The sequence below is a fragment of the Novosphingobium clariflavum genome (assembly GCF_026420865.1).
GTDB lineage: Bacteria > Pseudomonadota > Alphaproteobacteria > Sphingomonadales > Sphingomonadaceae > Novosphingobium > Novosphingobium clariflavum.
In genome coordinates, this window is the sequence record NZ_JAPCWC010000010.1 from 91652 (window position 1) to 108958 (window position 17307).

Genomic DNA, 17307 nt, shown 5'->3' on the forward strand with positions numbered 1-17307 from the left:
GCCTGCCAAAGGGGTCGTTCATCCATGTCCGCACGGTTTCGCCGCGCGCCGCTTTTCGCGGCGTTGCTTGCCACGTCTGCTGTCTGCGCCGCATCCGCCACGTTCGCGGCGCCTGCCATGGCTGCCGAGCAGCCTGCCTTCGCCATTCCCGCCCAGCCGCTGTCCAGCGCGCTGACGCTGTTTGCCCGCCAGGCTAACGTGCAGATCTTTTTCCCCAGCGCAACCATCGCCGCCCAGCGCGCGCCTGCGCTCACGGGCCGGATGCCGCGCCAGCTTGCGCTGTCCCGCCTGATTGCCGGCAGCGGCCTTGCCGTGAAGAAGGACGACGGCAGGACCGTGATCCTCGGCCTCGAGGAAGACCGTTCCGAGCCTGCCCCGCGCGGCAGCCGCAGCACCCTTCCCGCCCAGGAGGCCGCCTCCGACATCATCGTCACCGGCACCCGCGCGCAGGCACAGACGGTGTTCACCGCGCTCTCCCCGGTCGACACGCTGTCCCAGCAGCAGGTCAGGGCCACCGTGACCGCCCGCCTCGACGAGAAGCTGACGCAGCTTGTCCCCGCCTTCATCGTCCAGAAGCTGCCCGCCTCCGACGGCCCGGAATTCATCCGCCCCGCCTCGCTCAACAACCTCTCGCCCGACATGACGCTGGTGATGGTCAACGGCAAGCGCTTCCACCGCTCCTCGTTCCTCAACAGCGGCGCCCAGGCAACCGACCTGGCGCAGATCCCCTCCTTCGCGATCGGCCATGTCGAAGTGCTGCGCGACGGTGCTTCGGCCCAGTACGGATCGGACGCGATTGCCGGTGTCATCAACGTCATGTTCGACACCAAGCCGGGCTTTTCCGCCTATGCGCAAGGCTCGCAGTACTCCAAGGGCGACGGCGGGCAGGTGCAGCTGGGCGGCCGCGCGGGCTTTGCCCTGCCCGGCGGCGGCCACTTCGTGGTGACCGGCGAATTTGCCGACACCGGCGCGACCTCGCGCAGCCGGCAGCGCCAGGACGCCATCGATTTCGCGAACGCCACCGGCATCGCCGTGAAGGACCCGGTCCAGCGCTGGGGCAATCCGCAGCTCCAGACGATCAAGTTCGCAGCCGACGCCGCCGAGCCGATCGGCGAGGACATGGAAATCTACGGCTTCGGGACGTTCGGCAAGGGCAAGGGCTGGTCCGACATCAACTGGCGCAACCCGGCGACCACCACTTCGGTGTACAAGCAGACCGCCGCCTTCCCCGGCTTCGACGTCAACGCCATCTATCCCGCCGGTTTCACCCCCAGCGAAGGCGTGCGCTATACCGATTTCCAGACCGTGGGCGGACTGCGCGGCGGCAGGAACGGCGACTTCCACTGGGATCTTTCCGCCTCGCTGGGGCAGAACGCCACCGCCTTCCACCTGCACAATTCGATCAATGCCTCGCTCGGACCGGACAGCCCGCTGGACTTCTACCTCGGCCGCAACATCCAGCGCGAGTTCAACCTCAATGCGGACGGCGTCTACACGCTTTCCCTGCCGGTCTTCGCCAGGCCGGTGACGGTGGCCTTCGGTGCCGAGCGCCGGGTGGAGACCTACAAGATCCGCGCCGGCGACGAAGCCTCCTATGCCGTCGGCCCCGGTGCGGCCTACGGCCTGGCCGCCGGCTCCAACGGCTTTCCGGGCTTCTCCGACCTTCAGGCGGGCTCGTGGAGCCAGACCAGCTACGCCGGCTATCTCGACGTGACGGTGCCGGTGACGCGCGCGTGGAGCATCGAGGCGGCGCTGCGCGACGAGGACTATTCGAGCTTCGGCAACAGCTTCAACTACAAGGTCTCGACCCGCTACGAGATCACCCCGGCACTGGCGGTACGGGGTTCCTATTCGACCGGGTTCAAGGCGCCGACCCCGGCCCAGCTCCATTCGACCAGCACCTCGCAGGGTCTCGATACCACCACGCTGCTGCTCTACACCACCGGCCGCCTCTCGCCGCTCAACCCGGTCGCGCAGTATTTCGGCGCCACCGCGCTGAAGCCGGAGACCTCGAAGACCGCCACGGCGGGCTTCGTCTGGCGCACCGGCCTGGGCCTGTCCGGCTCGATCGACGCCTACCAGATCAAGGTCGACAACCGCTTCAGCGTCTCGCCCAGCCATGTCCTGACCGATGCGATCAAGGCCGACCTCATCGCCCAGGGCATCAGCCAGGCGGCGGACTATCGCACGATCACCTTCTTCACCAACGACTACGACACCCGTTCGCGCGGGGTCGACTTCGTGGTCTCGTACAAGCACCCGCTCGGCCCCGGCACGCTCGATGCCACGGGCTCCTACAGCTATACCCAGACCCGGGTCGTCTCGAGCCGGATCGCCCAGAGCGACACCACCCGCGTGAAGTACCAGAACGGCCTGCCCGAACATAACGCGGTGGCCACGATCACCTACACGCTGGGCAAGGTCTCGCTGATGGGACGCCTGCGCTATTACGGCGGCTGGACGGATTCCAGCGGCAATTCCACCGGTGACATCTTCCAGGACTTCGGCGGCATCGCCTTCGTGGATGCGGGCGTGACCTATGCGCTGCGCCCCGGCCTGTCGATGCGCCTCGGCGCGGAAAACCTGTTCAACACCTACCCCGCCAAGGCCACGTTCCAGGCCAGCCGCGGCCTCGTCTATTCGCGCAACGCGCCTTACGACACCAATGGCGGCAACTACTACGCCCGCCTCGACGTGGCGTTCTGATGGAAGGCAGCGAAGCCAAGGCCCACCGGCGGGGCGCGCAACTCGATCGCCGTGCATGGATGACCGGCGCCATGGCCTCGGGCCTGCTGTCCGGCACCCTTGCCTCCGCAGATGCGGGGCCGGGGAATGGGCCAAGGATTGGGCCGGGAACTGGGGCGATCGGGGCCGCGCTGCGCCGCGCGGTCCCGGCGGGCCCGCAGGACAGTGCCTACTGGGCCCAGGTGGCGGCCCAGTTCGATGTGACGCAGGACATCGTCCAGCTGGAGAACGGCAACTGGGGATCGATGGCCCGGCCGGTCGAGCAGGCCCATGCCCGCAGGCTCGCCCGGGTCAACGCCGAGAATTCCTATTACGCGCGGCGCGGCTTCTGGCAGGACATCCTGCCGGTCCGCGCCCGCGCCGCCGCCATGCTCGGCGTCTCGCCCGAGGAAATCGCCTTCACCCGCGGGGCGACGGAAGCGCTGCAGACCCTGATCGCCGGCTACAACCGCCTGCGCCCCGGCGATCAGGTGCTCTGCTGCGACCTCGACTACGACAGCACCCAGGCCGCCTTTCGCTGGCTCAGGCAGCGGCGCGGCGCCGATCTGGTAACCATCGCCATGCCCGAACCGGCCAGCCATCAGGGACTGATCGATGCCTATGCGGCAGCGCTGGAGGCCCACCCCAGGGTGCGGCTGATGCTGCTCACCCATGTCGGCCACCGCACCGGCCTGGTGATGCCGGTCAAGGAGATCATCGCCCTTGCCCGTTCGCGCGGGGCCGACGTGATCCTCGATTCCGCCCATGCCTGGGGGCAGCTGGACTTCACCATCGGCGCACTCGGCGCCGATTTTGTCGGCCTCACCTGCCAGAAATGGATCGGCGCGCCGATGGGCGTGGGGCTTGTCTACATCCGCAAGGACAGGCTGGCCGACATCGACCCGAACATGAGCGAGACCGGCAATCCCGACCATGGCACCCTGAGCCGCGTCCATACCGGCACCGCCAGTTTCGCCGGCTATCTGGCGCTGGCCGATGCGCTGGACTTCCACGAGGCGATCGGCATCACCGCCAAGCAAGCGCGCCTGCGCCACTTGCGCGACCTATGGGCGGAAACCCTGCGCGATCATCCGGGCATCGAGATCCTCACCCCGTCCGATCCGCGGCTGACATCGGCGCTCACCGCGTTCCGCCTGCGCGGCCGCAACGGCACGGACCAGAACAAGGCGCTTGCCGCCACGCTGCTGGAGCGCTTCGGCATTTTCACCGTCCACCGCGAAGGCCTGGCAAGCGGCGCCTGCGTGCGGGTGACCCCGGCGATCTTCACCCCGGACGAGGCGGTGCACCGCCTGGTCGCGGCGCTCAGGAGCCTCGCCTGACAGGGGGCCTGACAGGGCGCCGGACAGGGCGCCTGAACCAGAACGTCCAGACCGCCAGCGTGCCCAGCAGCGACAGCGCCAGCCCGGAAAGCGACATCACCAGCCGGAAGGCCAGGCCGCCGACCTTGGCGGCGTGCAGCGGGTAGAGCAGGTTGTAGCCCCGCACCCGCGCCGGCAGGTCGGCCGCATCGCGGGTGGCGACGATCCGGCCGCTGTCCGCCGCGAACCACACCGTGGTGCGGCCATTGGGCAGCCATTCGCCGGGGCCGCGCATGCGCAAGGTGATGAGACCGCTCTGTCCGCGCGGCAGCGACAGGCTGCGCACTTCGGCATCCGGAAACCGCGCGCGCGCCGCAATGATCATCTCCGCCCAGTCGAGATCGGGCGAAAGCGCCCTTGCCTGCGCCTTGGGCGCGGCCAGCTTCCGGTCGATCTCCTGCGGTGCGCCCGGGCCCAACAGCACCGCCGACAAGGGGCGGAACACCAGCACCGCCCCCGTCACCAGCGAGAGCGCCAATAGCGGGGCGACCACGATGCCAAGATCGCGGTGGTGGCGCAAGATGGCGGGCCGCGTCATGCGCGCGGGCCAGAGCCGCCACTCGAACGTGCGGCGCGTGCGCCACCACAGCACCGACCCGCTCACCACGAAGAACAGCCCGCAGAGCCCGGCGATGCCGATCACCGTCTCGCCCGCATCGCCTGCAAAAAGGTGCTGGTGCAAGTCGGAGAGCCAGAGTTCGGGTCGCTGCCACTGGCTGTCCCAGCGCGCCACGGGATCGCCGGTCTGGGTCACGTAGGCCCCCGCCCCGTCCGCAAAGGCCAGCCGGTCGAGCCCGAAATCCGCCCCCGCATAAGTGATCGCGCGGGGCTGGGGCCCATCGCCCTGCATCGGGCCCTGCATCAGGCCCTGCATCAGGCGCTGCGTCGTCACCGCCAGCACCGCGGTGTCCTGGACCTGCACGTCACCGGCATGGGGCAGCATGACCCAGGCATCGCGGTGGATCAGGATCGTGCCGGTGAGGCCGAGCAGCGCCAGCAGGAGGCCGATCAGGCCCCCTGTCCAGCGGTGCAGGCTGTCGAGCAGCTTCATCAGAAGCGGTAGTCCCAGCTCATCGTGAAGTTGCGCCCGCGACCGGCAAAGAAGTGGGCATTGTCGGTCGGGCGCACGGTCTGGGTATAGTAGTCGATGTAAAACCTGTCGAAGATGTTCTGCGCCGCCAGCGTCAGCGCGCCGAAACCGGTCTCGTAGCGCAGGCTGAGATCCGTCACGTTGTAGCCGTCGAAGCTGTAGGTGTCGTTCCAGTTGCCGGGCGAACGCTCGAACTTGCGCGCAAGGAAGAACTGCGTCTGCACCCGCGCCGAGACCGGGCCGTGCCGGTAGCTGGCGGCCAGGTTCAGGCGGTCGGGCGAGATGTTGGCGCCGTCGAGATCGCGGTCGACCTTGAACACGTCGTCATCCGAACCGTCGGTGCGGCCGATCAGGTGCGCGTAGCCCGCCGACAGCACGAGGCCGGGCACCGGCGTCTGTGCCGAGAGGTTGAACTCCAGCCCCTGGATCTCGACGCGCTGGCGCTGCACCTCGAAGACCCCGCCGGTCTGCACGAGCAGCGAGCCGTTCTTGCTGGTCGACCAGAAATAGGCAGCGCTGGCATCAATGGGCCCGCGCTTGACCTCGACGCCGAGCTCGCGGTTGTTCGAGACGATCGGCGCGATGTTGACGTAGTTGTCGATCTCCACGCCCGGCGTGTTCACCGCGCGGGCGATGCGGCCGACGTCGGGCACGGTGTAGCCCTCGGCATAGCTCGCATAGGCGCGGATGCCCTTGAACGGCTCGACGATCACGCCGCCGTTGAGCAGGGTATCGCTGAAGCGCGGGGTGCCGCCGGTCACGTCGAAACCGCCGCCGTAGCTGGCCAGCGTGTGATAGTCGGCGATCTTGATGCGCACGTCCTCGTGGCGCAGGCCGCCGGCAAGACGCAGCCGGTCGCCCAGCAGCGCCAGGTTGAACTGCGCGAAGGGGGCAAGGCTGCGATAGTCGGCAGGCGGCACCCAGACGCGGTCGGTGGCGATCAGGCGCTGCTCGGTCTTGTCGTAGAGCAGGTCGATGCCGACCGTGGCCGTCAGCGCCTCGAAGCCGGGAATCTTGCGTTCGTAGGAGAACTTGCCGCCATACTTGCGGCTGCGGTTCTGCGACTGGTCGAACAGCGTACCGATCGGCGCCAGCGCGGCGTCCTGGAAGGTGGCGATCGGGGCGATCTCGCCGCCGTAGGTATCGCGCGAGCGGTTGAAGAAGGCCTGCGCCATCAGGTTGCCGCCCCAAAGGTCGCTGTCGGTATAGGTCAACGCCGCGCTTTCGGTGCGGTTGGTGGCGGGAACGCCCGGCGGGGTACCGCGCACCGAGGTGGTCGGCAGGTTCTTCGTGTAATCGCCGTTGGCGGCCACGTAGTCGCCATCGCCCTTGAGCTCGAAGCGATTGACCATGAGGTCGAGCCGCGCGCTGTCGGACACCGCATAGCCGAAGCGGCCGAACACCGACCAGGAGCGGCTGTCCTGCGTCTCGCCCTGGGTAAGGTCGGTGCCGATACGCTCGCCGTGCCCGTCATAGAACACGCCGCGCTTCTCGAAGGCGCCGCCGACGGTGGCGTCGAAACGCCCCTCGCGCCAGCCGATCAGCCCCGCGACCTTGCCGCCGATGCCATCGCCGTGGAAGCCGGTATCGGCATTGCCCTGCACCAGCACCCGGCCGGAGAGGCCGTCCTGCCTGGGCGGGCCGACGGTGACCTGGTTGACGATGCCGCCGGTGCCGCCGATCCCCTGCAGGGCGTTCGACCCGTAGATCACCTCGACCCGGTCGACGAAGAAGGGATCGATGGTGAAGCCGTCGCGCGCGCCGTCGCGCAAGGGGGCAGTCTGCGGGATGCCGTTGATCGCATAGAGCGGCGAGCGGCCGCGCAGCGTCTCGCCCGCGCCCGAGAGCTTCTGGCGCGTCGGCGAGAACGAGGGGGTCAGCGCCGAGACCGCATCCACCACCGAGCCGCCGATGGCGACCTGCTGGTTGAGCGACTGGTTGTCGATCACGTCGACGGTGAGCGGAAGCGCGTTCACCGGCAGCGCCGTGCGCGCCGCGGTCACGACGATCGCCTGATCCGGGTCGGCCGCCGGATCGGAGACTTGCGCGAAGGCCGGAACGCTGCCCGCCAGCATCGGCAGGATCAGCAAGGAACGTCGAAATGTGAACAGCATGGCTTCCCTCATGTTTGGAAGGCCCTGTAACATTTTGCGACATTGTTGCAAGGGATTCGCATTATCGCATTGCGGCAGGCAGGAGCAGCAAGCAGGAACGGCAGGCATTCGGGGCTTGCAGTCCAGCCCGATCTGGCCCAGCGCCACGCACAAGTCTTCGTTTGGAATTTCAGGATGATGAAAATGAACATGGGACGGCGCCTTGCCGCTCTGGCGATCGGGATCGCGGCCCTGTCAGGGCTGACATGGAGCCCCGCGCCGGTTCAGGCCGCCGAGACGGCGATGGCCTCCCCCCAGGAACGCGCCCGCATGAAGGACGCGCTGGCCAACGATCCCGGCGTCCCCAGCCTCGCCCCGCAAGGCTACGATGTCACCATCGTCGTGTTCTCGGACTACCAGTGCCCCTATTGCCGCAAGTTCCACGCCGACCTCAAGCAGCTGACCGCCAGCGACCGCAAGCTGCGCGTGGTCTACCGCGACTGGCCGATCTTCGGCGGCGCCTCGCGCGAGGCGGCCCGGACGGCCATGGCCTCGCGCTATCAGGGCAAGCATGCCGCCTTCAACGACGCGCTGATGGCCGGGCCCGTCAAGCTCGATTCCGCCGCGATCCGCCAGGCCGCCACGCGCGCGAAAGTGGACTGGGCGCGCCTGCAGGCCGATCTTGCCCGCCACGGCGGCGAGATCGACGCCGCCCTGCAAAGGACCGCCCGCCTCGCCGATACGCTGGGCCTTTCGGGAACCCCCTCGCTGGTCATCGGCGATTACCTGATCCCCGGCGCCATCGACGGCGCCACGCTACGCAGCGTGGTGGCGAAATCGCGCCCCGCTCAGAAGTAGATGTCGACGTAGTCGGTCAGATCGTCGCACCATTCGAATTCGCGCAGCCGGTAATAGCGGCGGTTCTGGGTCACGGCAAAACGCCAGGTCCTGTCCGCCGAGCAGGCGCGGCCGCGATCGGGCGTGTTGGTGATGCTGATCCGGCCCTGGAACGTGAAGTAGTCGGCGCCGATCTCGGTGATGGTCCCGTCGAGCGCCAGCAGCCCAGGGCCGTTGGCATCGGCCTGGCGCCCATGCAGCTTCCACACCCCGGCTTCCCGGCTGACCATCAGCGCGCCGCGATGGTCCCAATCGATCCACTGGAGCGTCAGCCCCTTGTTCGCCAGCAGGCGCCGGGCCCCTTCCTGGTCGAGAATGCGGGTCGCGGGGCGCGCGACCGTCCCGCTGGTGCGGTCCTGCGCACCGGCAGCCCGTGACGATCCGCCGGGCGCAAGACCGGCCAATGCCAGTACCAGTGCCAGCAGCGCCGCCCCGCCCCTGATCTGCGGCCTCATGCTTGCCACGCTCCTGTTCATCCTTTGCCTGTCCGGTCCGGCGCGTTGTCGGCGCCGCCGTCCGAACTCTGCACCAACAAGGGGCGCGGCGCAAACGGCGAGGCTGGACGGGGGCGAAGGACCGGGGGGCCAAGGACGGGGGGCCAAGAACCGGCGCGCGTCCCGCGCCGCGTGGGCGTGGCAGGGGCGACCTGCCGTTTGCGGGACGAGACGATCCGCCGCCTGCACGCCCTCTTCCCGACGCGCGGCGGAACCGTTACTCCCCCTTGTCGACCGTCCTCCTCCCCCAAAGACCGACAGGGATCCGCAATGACTTCGAAAAGCAAGTTCCGCCGCAAGGCCCTTACCGGCGCGGCCCTGGCAGCCACGCTGGCCGCATCCGGCCCGGCCATGGCGCAAGGCAAGGCCGCAGCAGGGGCGCCCAGCGAGGAAGCGGTCCGCGCCCGCGCCGATGCCCTGATCGCGCAGATGACCCCGGAGGAGAAGGCCGGGCAGATCACCCAGTACTTCGACTTCACCGATTCCCCGGACGAGGCCCGCCGCGTCACCGACGAGATGGCCGCCGGCCGGGCCGGTTCGCTGCTCTTCGTGCACGATCCCGCCGAACTCAACCGCCTGCAGCACATCGCCGTCGAGAAGACCCGGCTCAAGATCCCGCTGCTGTTCGGCTTTGACGTGATCCACGGCCTGCGCACGATCATGCCGGTGCCGATCGCGGTGGCGGCCAGCTGGGACCCCAAGGTGGCGGAAGACGGCCAGGCGGTTGCCGCCGCCGAAGCGCGCGCGGCGGGCCTGCACTGGGCCTTCGCGCCGATGGTCGACATCGCCCGCGATCCGCGCTGGGGCCGCATCGTCGAAGGCGCCGGCGAAGACCCCTATCTCGGCAGCGCCATGGCCGCCGCGCAAGTGCGCGGCTTCCAGGGCGCCTATATCGGCAGCGCCGGCCGCATCATCGCCGGCCCCAAGCACTTCGCCGGTTACGGCGCCTCGATCGGCGGGCGCGACTATGACGAGGTCAACCTGTCCGACAGCGAACTGTGGAACGTCTACCTCAAGCCCTTCAAGGCCGCCGTCGATGCCGGGGCGGGCAATATCATGAGCGCCTACATGGGCGTCAACGGCGTGCCCGCCACCGGCAACCGCTGGCTGCTGACCGACGTGCTGCGCAAGACCTGGGGCTTCAAGGGCTTTGTCGTCACCGATGCCGGTGCCGCCTTCGACCTCAAGACGCACGGCTTTGCCGCCAGCACCGAGGATGCGGGCGTGCGCGCGCTGAGCGCGGGCGTGGACATGGAAATGGCGCCGCCGTTCGGCCAGTCCGCGTTCAAGACGCTGCCGCAGTCGCTGGCGGCAGGCAGGATCACCACAGCCCAGCTCGACGACGCGGTGCGCCACGTGCTCGAAGCCAAGATCCGCATGGGCCTTTTCGAGAAGCCCTACGTCGACCTCAAGCAGGCAGCCCGCGTGCTGGCCGACCCCGCGCACCGCGAGGTCGCACGCGTCGCAGCCGAGCGCAGCGCCGTGCTGCTGCGCAATGAGGGCGCCACGCTGCCGCTCAGCCGCAGCGCGCTCAAGTCGGTCGCGGTGATCGGCCCGCTTGCCGATTCCGCGCGCGACACCGTGGGCCCCTGGGTGTTCGACCAGGACGACAAGGAAACCGTCACCGTGCTCGCCGGCATCAAGGCCGAACTGGGCAGCGGCGTGAAGGTCTCCTATTCGCCGGGCGTGACACTGCCCGCACGCGTCAACAAGTCGATCTTCCAGTCGGACGAGCAGTTCGCGGCCGGCAAGGCCCAGAACGTCGACGACACGCCCGAGCTCGCCCGCGCCGTGGCGCTGGCGAAGGATGCCGACGTTGCCGTTCTGGTACTGGGCGAAGGCCAGATCATGATCGGCGAGAATGCCTCGCGCTCCTCGCTCGACCTGCCGGGTCGCCAGCAGGAACTGCTCGACGCGGTGATCGCCACCGGCAAGCCGGTCGTCGTCCTGCTGATGAGCGCGCGCCCGCTCGACCTCAAGGGCGCCAAACCCGCAGCGCTCATGGACATCTGGTATCCCGGCACCCGGGGCGGCACGGCGGTGGCCAACCTGCTGTTCGGCAAGGTCTCGCCCGGCGGCAAGCTGCCCTACTCCTGGCCGCGCGACATCGGCCAGCTGCCGCTGCCCTATGCGCACCTCACCACCCACCAGCCCAAGACGGTGGAGGAGCGCTACTGGAACGAGCCGAGCACGCCGCTCTATCCCTTCGGCTACGGCCTGTCCTATTCGACCTTCGCGTTTTCCAACCTCAGGCTGGACAAGACCCGGGTCGCGCGCGGAGAGGCGGTGCCGGTCTCGGTCGAGGTGCGCAACACCGGCAGCCGCAAGGCCGACGAAGTGGCGCAGCTCTACATCCACCAGCGCTACGGCACCGCCGCGCGCCCGGTGCGCGAGCTCAAGGGCTTCGAACGCGTGACGCTGGAGCCGGGCCAGACCCGCACCGTGCACTTCACGCTGCGCCCCGAGGACCTCAGCTACTGGGCGGCCTCCACCCGTTCCTTCGTGCAGGATGCCAGCACGTTCGACGTCTACGTCGGCGACAGCTCCGCCGCCGCGCTCAGCGCCAGCTTCGAAGTGGCAGGCTGACGCCGGCCCCGCTCTCCCACCCGCCCGCGCCGGGCCGCTGCCCTTGCGGCGGGTGGGAGAGCAGAATTCACGGGTTGCGGCATAGAACAGGTGCCCACCGCGCCACTTGCCAAAAGATCATCCGAAAGTTGCAACATTGCAACGGGTGTCCGAATTGTTGCGAAGCGTGTAACATTCTCATTGCACATTTTCCGCGATTGCAGAGGTTTGCAGACATTCAGTGCATCGTCGTCTCGATGAAGCGCGAACCGACCGGTGGCCGGGATCCGGCCTCGGGGCAACCGAAGGAATGCAGACATGTTTACGCGCAAGGACCGGCTGCTGCTCGGCGCCGCAGCCCTCCCGGCATTGGCCCTGCTGTCGCCGATGCAGGCGCTGGCGCAGGACGCTGAGGGGAGCGACCAGGCCAGCGAGCAGCCCATCATCGTCACCGGCTCGCGCATCGCGCGCCCGGAACTGGATACCCCCAACCCAGTCACCGTGGTCACCGCCCAGGACATCGCCAATTCCGGCACGACCAACCTGACCGACTACCTGAAGACGATCCCCGCGCTGCAGGGTTCGCGCAGTTCGTACAACAGCAGCGGTGATCGCGCCGGCATCGGCGGCACCGGGCTCAACCTGCTCGACTTGCGTAATCTCGGCACCCAGCGCACGCTGGTGCTGATCGACGGCCGCCGCCAGGTCGCCTCGGTGGACGGCACCCAGTCGGTCGACATCAACACGATCCCGACCGACCTGATCGAGCGCGTCGAAGTGCTGACCGGCGGCGCCTCGGCGGTCTACGGCGCCGACGGCGTCTCGGGCGTGGTCAACTTCATCCAGAAGAAGGACTTCGAAGGCCTGACCGCGCGCGTGCAGAACGGCCTGTCGAAGTACGGCGATGCCGGTCAGCGGCTGATCGCGATCACCGCCGGCCACAACTTCGCAGACGGGCGCGGCAACTTCGCGGTGGCCTGGGAGCACGGCGAGGAAGACCGTCTCAGCTCGCACAGCCGCAAGTGGCTGGACGGGGAGAACAAGGTCGGCTTCTTCCTCAACTCGGCCGACACCGAGACCGGCAATCAGAACAACGACGGGATCCCCGACTACATTCCGCTGCGCAACATCCGCTACAACGACACCTCGCGCCAGGGCGGCATCGACGTCGATTTCGACGGCATCCCCGATTTTGTCGGCGCGCAGGGCCTGCCCTATGATCCCGGCACGCCGGTGCCGCTCTATTACCAGCAGGGCGGTTCGGGCACGCTCGCCTCGGACTACGCGAACGATCTGCTGCCCAGGATCAACCGCGACATCGTCAGCGCGGTGTTCCACTTCGATTTCAGCGATGCCTTCAAGCTCTACGCCGAAGGCAAGTACGCCAACACGCGTTCCTATTCGGTCGCACAGCCGACCTGGGACTATTACCTCTATATCCCGGAGGACAATCCCTACATCCCGGCCGCCGTCCGCCCCTATATCGATCCCGATAACGGCGGCGTTCTGGTCAACCGCGACAACTTCGACTTCGGGCGCCGCGGCGAGGACATCACCCGCGAAACCATCCGCGGCGTGCTGGGCGCGAAGGGCGATCTCAGCCCGAACCTTTCCTACGACGTGTCCTACGTCTATGGCCGCTCGAAGATCAGATCGCACTATACCAACAACATGATCACCGACCGCTACTATGCGGCGATCGATGCGGTCAGCGACGGCAACGGCGGGGTGACCTGCCGCGTCAACCTCGACCCGAGCTGGACGCCCTACCAGCCCTACAACAACACCCGCAGCGAAATCCCGCCGACGACCTTCTCGCCCGGCGACTGCATGCCGCTCAACCTGTTCGGCGAGAACGCGGCCGGCAACCAGGCGGCGCTGGACTGGATCATGGCCGACACCATCGATCGCACCACGCTGACCCAGCACGTGCTGAACGGCGCCATCACCGGCAACTCGAAGGGCATCTTCGAACTGCCCGGCGGACCGATCTCGTTCGCTCTGGGCGGTGAGTACCGCAAGGAGAAGAGCAGCTTCGTCGCCGACGAACTGGCGGCACAAGGCCTCACCTTCACCAACTCGCTGGGCAATACCAAGGGTTCGTTCGACGTCTGGGAAGCCTTCGCCGAAGTCGACGTGCCGATCCTGGCCGACATGCCCTTCGCCAAGCGCCTCGGCGTCAACGGCGCCTTCCGCTATTCGGACTATTCGAGCATCGGTTCGACCAATGCCTGGAAGGTCGGCGGCGAGTGGGCGCCGGTGCGCGACATCACCTTGCGCGGCACTTATTCCAAGGCCGTGCGCGCGCCGAACATCAGCGAACTCTACAGCCAGGTCTCGCAGACCTACGAGTTCATCGACGATCCCTGCGGCAGCAACTACCTGCAGAACGGTACGCAGTACCGCGTGAACAACTGCCAGGCCCTGCTGTCCTCGCTCGGCGTCGCCGATCCGTCGAAATATGACGATACCCGCAGCTCGAACATCGCCGGCTATTCGGGCGGCAACCCCAATCTCAGGGAAGAAACGGCCAAGACCTGGACGGCCGGCGTGGTCATCCAGCCGTCGTTCATTCCGCGCCTGTCGATCACCGCCGACTGGTACGACATCCGCATCAAGAACGCGATCAACACGGTCGACGCGCAGACGGTGGCGGATCTCTGCGTCGATCAGGCCACGCTGGACAACCAGTACTGTTCGGCGATCACCCGCCAGAACGGCACGGCCGGCGGCGCCAAGGCGGGCAACATCATCAGCTTCCTGACCGGGCCGCTGAACGTTGCCAATATCCGCACGTCCGGCCTCGACTTTGCGCTGAACTACGTGCTGCCGACGGATGGCTACGGCACCTTCGGCGCGCGGGTGGTGGGCAACTACCTGCACCGCCTCAAGCAGGTTCCGATCCCCGGCGCCGATGCGGTCAACGAAGCCTATGTCGCCGCCAACGTCTCGCCCAAGTTCCAGGTCACCACCGACCTCACCTGGGCCAAGGGACCGGTCAGCCTCGACTGGCAGGTCAACTACATGTCCGCGATGTATCGCTATGACCGCCAGACCATCGCCAGCAACCCGGACGTGGTCGCGCCGAAGTACCTGAAGCTCAAGGAACGCTTCACCCACGACCTCAGCATGACCTACGACATCGACGACCAGTTCCAGGTCTATGGCGGCATCAACAACATGTTCGACCAGAAGCCCGCCCTGGGTTCGATGAACACGCCGATCAGCGCGGTCGGCCGCTACTTCTTCCTGGGCGCCCGCATCAAGCTGGCCGACCTGTTCGGCGGGGCAAAGTAAGCGCCCTCGCCAAGAGCAGCCCATAGACAGGGGCGGGGTCGCAGGATCCCGCCCCTGTTGTTTTTGGCATGACCCAGACGTCTAGTGGTCAGAATCGAACCACTAGGCGCGTGGACAAATTCGAGCGGCCGTTTACGCCCCGTTGCGGACATTAAAGGAGGCCTAATCGTGTTCCCGCTGGCCTACTAAATCCGCAAGTTTTTCACATGCTTCTCGCAAGGAAGCATCAGCGATCTGATTTGCGCGAGGCAACAGACCGTTCAATATTTCCGAGGCTAAACTAGGGTCCTCTGACCGCAGCGCAAAGTCGGCGATACCCTTAAGAATGTCAGCGCCGCCTGTCTGTTGCTGCCACTGTGTGCTCAGCAGCAACCAAGCCTTCTCATATTCGCCAATTGCATCACGGTAATTGGATTGATTGAAGCCGAGGTAGTCGCCATCACTCAAGAAATGCCCCATGGCTTCCCACTTTTGGAAGCCAAGCTCAGTCCTCATCCGAGCACGATCTTCGTCTGACCACAGTTTTTCCATGGCAGGAACTTACTACCTGAGTCTCGTGCCTGCTACCCACCCAACCAGACCAAACCCGCTCAGCCTGAGCGTGTCGAAGGCCCCGAAGCGGGGCGCTGAGCCCCCATGCTTCGACAAGCTCAGCATGAGCGGGGTGTTTGGGGCAGCGTCCACGTCCGCGTCCGCGTCCGCTTACCACCCAACTCGGTCGCTCCGATCCCCGCTGTATTTGTCCACGCCGCCTGGGCCCACGCGGACAAGCGCCCGGCCCGCGCCCCTCATGCGCGCTCAGCCCTTGTCCAAGTTGAGGTCGTGGCCGCCGGGAAGGTCTTGGCCGCCGGCCAGGTCCTGATCGTCGGCATAGGGCTCGGCCCCCTCGAGCAGGCGGATCGCCACCTGGTTGCGCCCGGCCCGCTTGGCCTCGTAGAGCGCCTCGTCGGCAAGGCGGTAGAGCGTGCGGAAATCGGCGGCGCCCGACGTGGTCGCCATGCCGATGCTGACGGTGACCTTGCGCCCGCCGATCACCGCGCCGTGATCCTGCTCCGCGATGCGCTGGCGCAGGCTCTCGGCAAACCGCATGAGATCGAAACCGGCCATCCCGGCCAGCATCATCGCAAATTCCTCGCCGCCCAGCCGCGCGACCGTGCACGTCGCGCTTTCGTGAGGGGCGATGCAGCTGGCGATGCGCTCCAGCACCATGTCGCCCGCCTCATGACCGAAGGCATCGTTGATCGACTTGAACCAGTCGACGTCGATCACCAGCAGCGCCACCGGCTCGCCCCTGGTCCGGGAGGCCGCGAGAACGGTGCCCACCCGCTCGATGAAGCCGCGCCGATTGGGCAGGCCGGTCAGGGCATCGCGGCGGGCGAGATCCTGCGCCCGCGCCTCGGCCTGCCGCGCCATGTCGCGTTCCGCGCGCAGCAAGGCATGCGAGCGCGTGGCCGTGACCGAGAGCCACAGCGTCTGCCAGGCCGCCGCGAACAGCACCAGGATCTGCGAACCGCCGCCCCAGAACATCGCGTCCGCATCGAAGAAGCTGGTCGATCCCAGCAGGATCATCGGCACCGCCCAGGCCCCGGCGAAGTTGCGGGCCTCGCCGCTGCCGCGCCGCCAGGCCTGGGCGATGCACGCGGCAACCGCCACCAGATTGGCCAGCACCAGCACGCCGAGCACGCTGCCAAGCGTATCGATCGGCCCCGATCTCATGAACGACAGCGGGATGCCGAGCGCAAAGACGCTGCCCGTCAGCCCCAGCGCGCTGCGCCGCAGCCATGGGCTGACGTAAGGCGCTTCCAGCGCGGTGACGGCCGTCAGGGTTGCCAGCGCAATGGCGAGACACGACAGCCCGGTGCAGATCTGCGCGGAGATCGCGCCGGCCATCGCGGGGAAAAAGAACAAGTGCAACTGCGACCAGCAGGCCCCCCATGCGATCATGCAGACCGCCCAGGCCGACTGCCAGGCCGAGAACTGCCGCCGCGCCGCAAAGGCCAGCGACGCATTGTAGATCGCCCCTGCCAGCAGCAGCACCAGCGCCGCGCCGATCAGGGTGGCAAGGCCGGTCGTCTGGGTGCTTTCCTCGCCGCGCTCGACCAGCCGCATGCGCAGCAGCCGTGCGCTGGCCACCTTGTCGAACTGCATCGTCACGCCCACCAGCGACACGTCGCGGTGCGGCGCGCGGAAGGCCAGTTGCCCACCCGCCCGCCAGTGCGTGCCAAAATCGCCGCTGCGCACTTCCTGCCGCTCCACCGCGCCATCGGCGTAGAAGAACGTCACGATCAGGCGGTCGAAGCGGGAATTGTGGATGATGAGCGAGAGATCGTCACGCTCGCCCGCCACGATTCCCGCGTCGGGCGAGAGCATCGCGTGCAGCCAGAGCGTGCCATGCTGGTAGCCTGCCGGCTCCCCGCTACAGGAAAATGCGGGCGGCTCGGCCCCCTCTGCCGCCACGACCCCGCTCACGGCATGACATAGCGGCTGGCCGATCCGCAGGATCTCGGCAGCCGCCGGCGTTGCCCAGCCCAGCCCCAACAATCCCCCGCACACGATCATGCACAGGATCGTGCCGGAGGCAGCCAGAGCCTTTCGAATCAGGCGCGGGACTAACGATTCGCAAACCATTGCCTTCCGCCCTAGGACATAAACGTTATGATATCATAGGCGCCGGTCGATATTCGTTTGTTGCGTCTGTTTCCCGGACGGGACAGTTGCCGCACTATTTTTACCAGGCGGCTTGCATACCCGGAACGGATATGCCGGGC

General features: G+C 67.4%; 10 protein-coding genes. 5 read left to right on the plus strand and 5 right to left on the minus strand.

The annotated features are described in order from the left end of the window. The first annotated feature begins 24 nt into the window (after nucleotides 1-24). A complete protein-coding gene (locus tag OKA11_RS14305; RefSeq protein WP_267221434.1) occupies nucleotides 25-2706 on the plus strand; it encodes a TonB-dependent receptor in 2682 nt (893 codons plus the stop codon). Beyond that, nucleotides 2706-4064, plus strand: coding sequence for an aminotransferase class V-fold PLP-dependent enzyme (locus tag OKA11_RS14310; protein ID WP_267221436.1), 1359 nt, complete (start codon nucleotides 2706-2708; stop codon nucleotides 4062-4064). The genes OKA11_RS14305 and OKA11_RS14310 overlap by 1 nt, the downstream gene beginning before the upstream one ends. Here the strand turns inward: OKA11_RS14310 and OKA11_RS14315 are convergent. Both OKA11_RS14315 and OKA11_RS14320 read right to left on the minus strand, forming a co-directional pair. After that, nucleotides 4048-5154: a PepSY-associated TM helix domain-containing protein gene (locus OKA11_RS14315; RefSeq protein ID WP_267221438.1), complete on the minus strand. Its 1107-nt coding sequence runs from the start codon at nucleotides 5152-5154 to the stop codon at nucleotides 4048-4050. The genes OKA11_RS14310 and OKA11_RS14315 overlap by 17 nt on opposite strands. Continuing rightward, nucleotides 5154-7307 carry a TonB-dependent receptor gene (locus OKA11_RS14320; RefSeq protein ID WP_267221440.1) on the minus strand — a complete coding sequence of 718 codons (2154 nt, stop codon included), beginning with the start codon at nucleotides 7305-7307 and terminating at the stop codon, nucleotides 5154-5156. The genes OKA11_RS14315 and OKA11_RS14320 overlap by 1 nt, the downstream gene beginning before the upstream one ends. Nucleotides 7308-7490: 183 nt before the next feature. Between OKA11_RS14320 and OKA11_RS14325 the strand changes: the two genes are divergently transcribed. Then, nucleotides 7491-8144 (plus strand): DsbA family protein, encoded by a 654-nt coding sequence (locus tag OKA11_RS14325; RefSeq protein WP_267221442.1) that lies wholly within the window; start codon nucleotides 7491-7493, stop codon nucleotides 8142-8144. Here the strand turns inward: OKA11_RS14325 and OKA11_RS14330 are convergent. Then, nucleotides 8135-8638, minus strand: a complete 504-nt coding sequence (locus OKA11_RS14330) for a hypothetical protein (protein ID WP_267221444.1) — start codon at nucleotides 8636-8638, stop codon at nucleotides 8135-8137. The two genes, OKA11_RS14325 and OKA11_RS14330, sit on opposite strands and share 10 nt — an antisense overlap. Before the next feature lie 309 nt (nucleotides 8639-8947). Here OKA11_RS14330 and bglX point away from each other — a divergent pair, with 309 nt between their 5' ends. Together bglX and OKA11_RS14340 are read left to right on the plus strand one after the other, a co-directional pair. Next, nucleotides 8948-11263, plus strand: a complete 2316-nt coding sequence (bglX, locus tag OKA11_RS14335) for a beta-glucosidase BglX (protein WP_267221446.1) — start codon at nucleotides 8948-8950, stop codon at nucleotides 11261-11263. Between the two features lie 297 nt (nucleotides 11264-11560). Continuing rightward, nucleotides 11561-14539, plus strand: a complete 2979-nt coding sequence (locus tag OKA11_RS14340) for a TonB-dependent receptor plug domain-containing protein (RefSeq protein WP_267221448.1) — start codon at nucleotides 11561-11563, stop codon at nucleotides 14537-14539. 162 nt (nucleotides 14540-14701) lie between these two features. Here OKA11_RS14340 and OKA11_RS14345 read toward each other — a convergent pair whose 3' ends face one another. Continuing rightward, nucleotides 14702-15034 carry a hypothetical protein gene (locus OKA11_RS14345; RefSeq protein WP_267221450.1) on the minus strand — a complete coding sequence of 111 codons (333 nt, stop codon included), beginning with the start codon at nucleotides 15032-15034 and terminating at the stop codon, nucleotides 14702-14704. Nucleotides 15035-15337: 303 nt separating this feature from the next. Further along, nucleotides 15338-17098, minus strand: coding sequence for a GGDEF domain-containing protein (locus tag OKA11_RS14350; RefSeq protein WP_267221452.1), 1761 nt, complete (start codon nucleotides 17096-17098; stop codon nucleotides 15338-15340). Nucleotides 17099-17307: the final 209 nt, after the last annotated feature.

What these genes read in the sequence shown, in the direction of transcription:
- OKA11_RS14305 (WP_267221434.1), top strand. Translation starts at nt 25, where the DNA reads ATGTCCGCACGGTTTCGCCGCGCGCCGCTTTTCGCGGCGTTGCTTGCC.
- OKA11_RS14310 (WP_267221436.1), top strand. Translation starts at nt 2,706, where the DNA reads ATGGAAGGCAGCGAAGCCAAGGCCCACCGGCGGGGCGCGCAACTCGAT.
- OKA11_RS14315 (WP_267221438.1), bottom strand. Translation starts at nt 5,154, where the DNA reads ATGAAGCTGCTCGACAGCCTGCACCGCTGGACAGGGGGCCTGATCGGC.
- OKA11_RS14320 (WP_267221440.1), bottom strand. Translation starts at nt 7,307, where the DNA reads ATGCTGTTCACATTTCGACGTTCCTTGCTGATCCTGCCGATGCTGGCG.
- OKA11_RS14325 (WP_267221442.1), top strand. Translation starts at nt 7,491, where the DNA reads ATGAACATGGGACGGCGCCTTGCCGCTCTGGCGATCGGGATCGCGGCC.
- OKA11_RS14330 (WP_267221444.1), bottom strand. Translation starts at nt 8,638, where the DNA reads ATGAGGCCGCAGATCAGGGGCGGGGCGGCGCTGCTGGCACTGGTACTG.
- bglX (WP_267221446.1), top strand. Translation starts at nt 8,948, where the DNA reads ATGACTTCGAAAAGCAAGTTCCGCCGCAAGGCCCTTACCGGCGCGGCC.
- OKA11_RS14340 (WP_267221448.1), top strand. Translation starts at nt 11,561, where the DNA reads ATGTTTACGCGCAAGGACCGGCTGCTGCTCGGCGCCGCAGCCCTCCCG.
- OKA11_RS14345 (WP_267221450.1), bottom strand. Translation starts at nt 15,034, where the DNA reads ATGAGGACTGAGCTTGGCTTCCAAAAGTGGGAAGCCATGGGGCATTTC.
- OKA11_RS14350 (WP_267221452.1), bottom strand. Translation starts at nt 17,098, where the DNA reads ATGATCGTGTGCGGGGGATTGTTGGGGCTGGGCTGGGCAACGCCGGCG.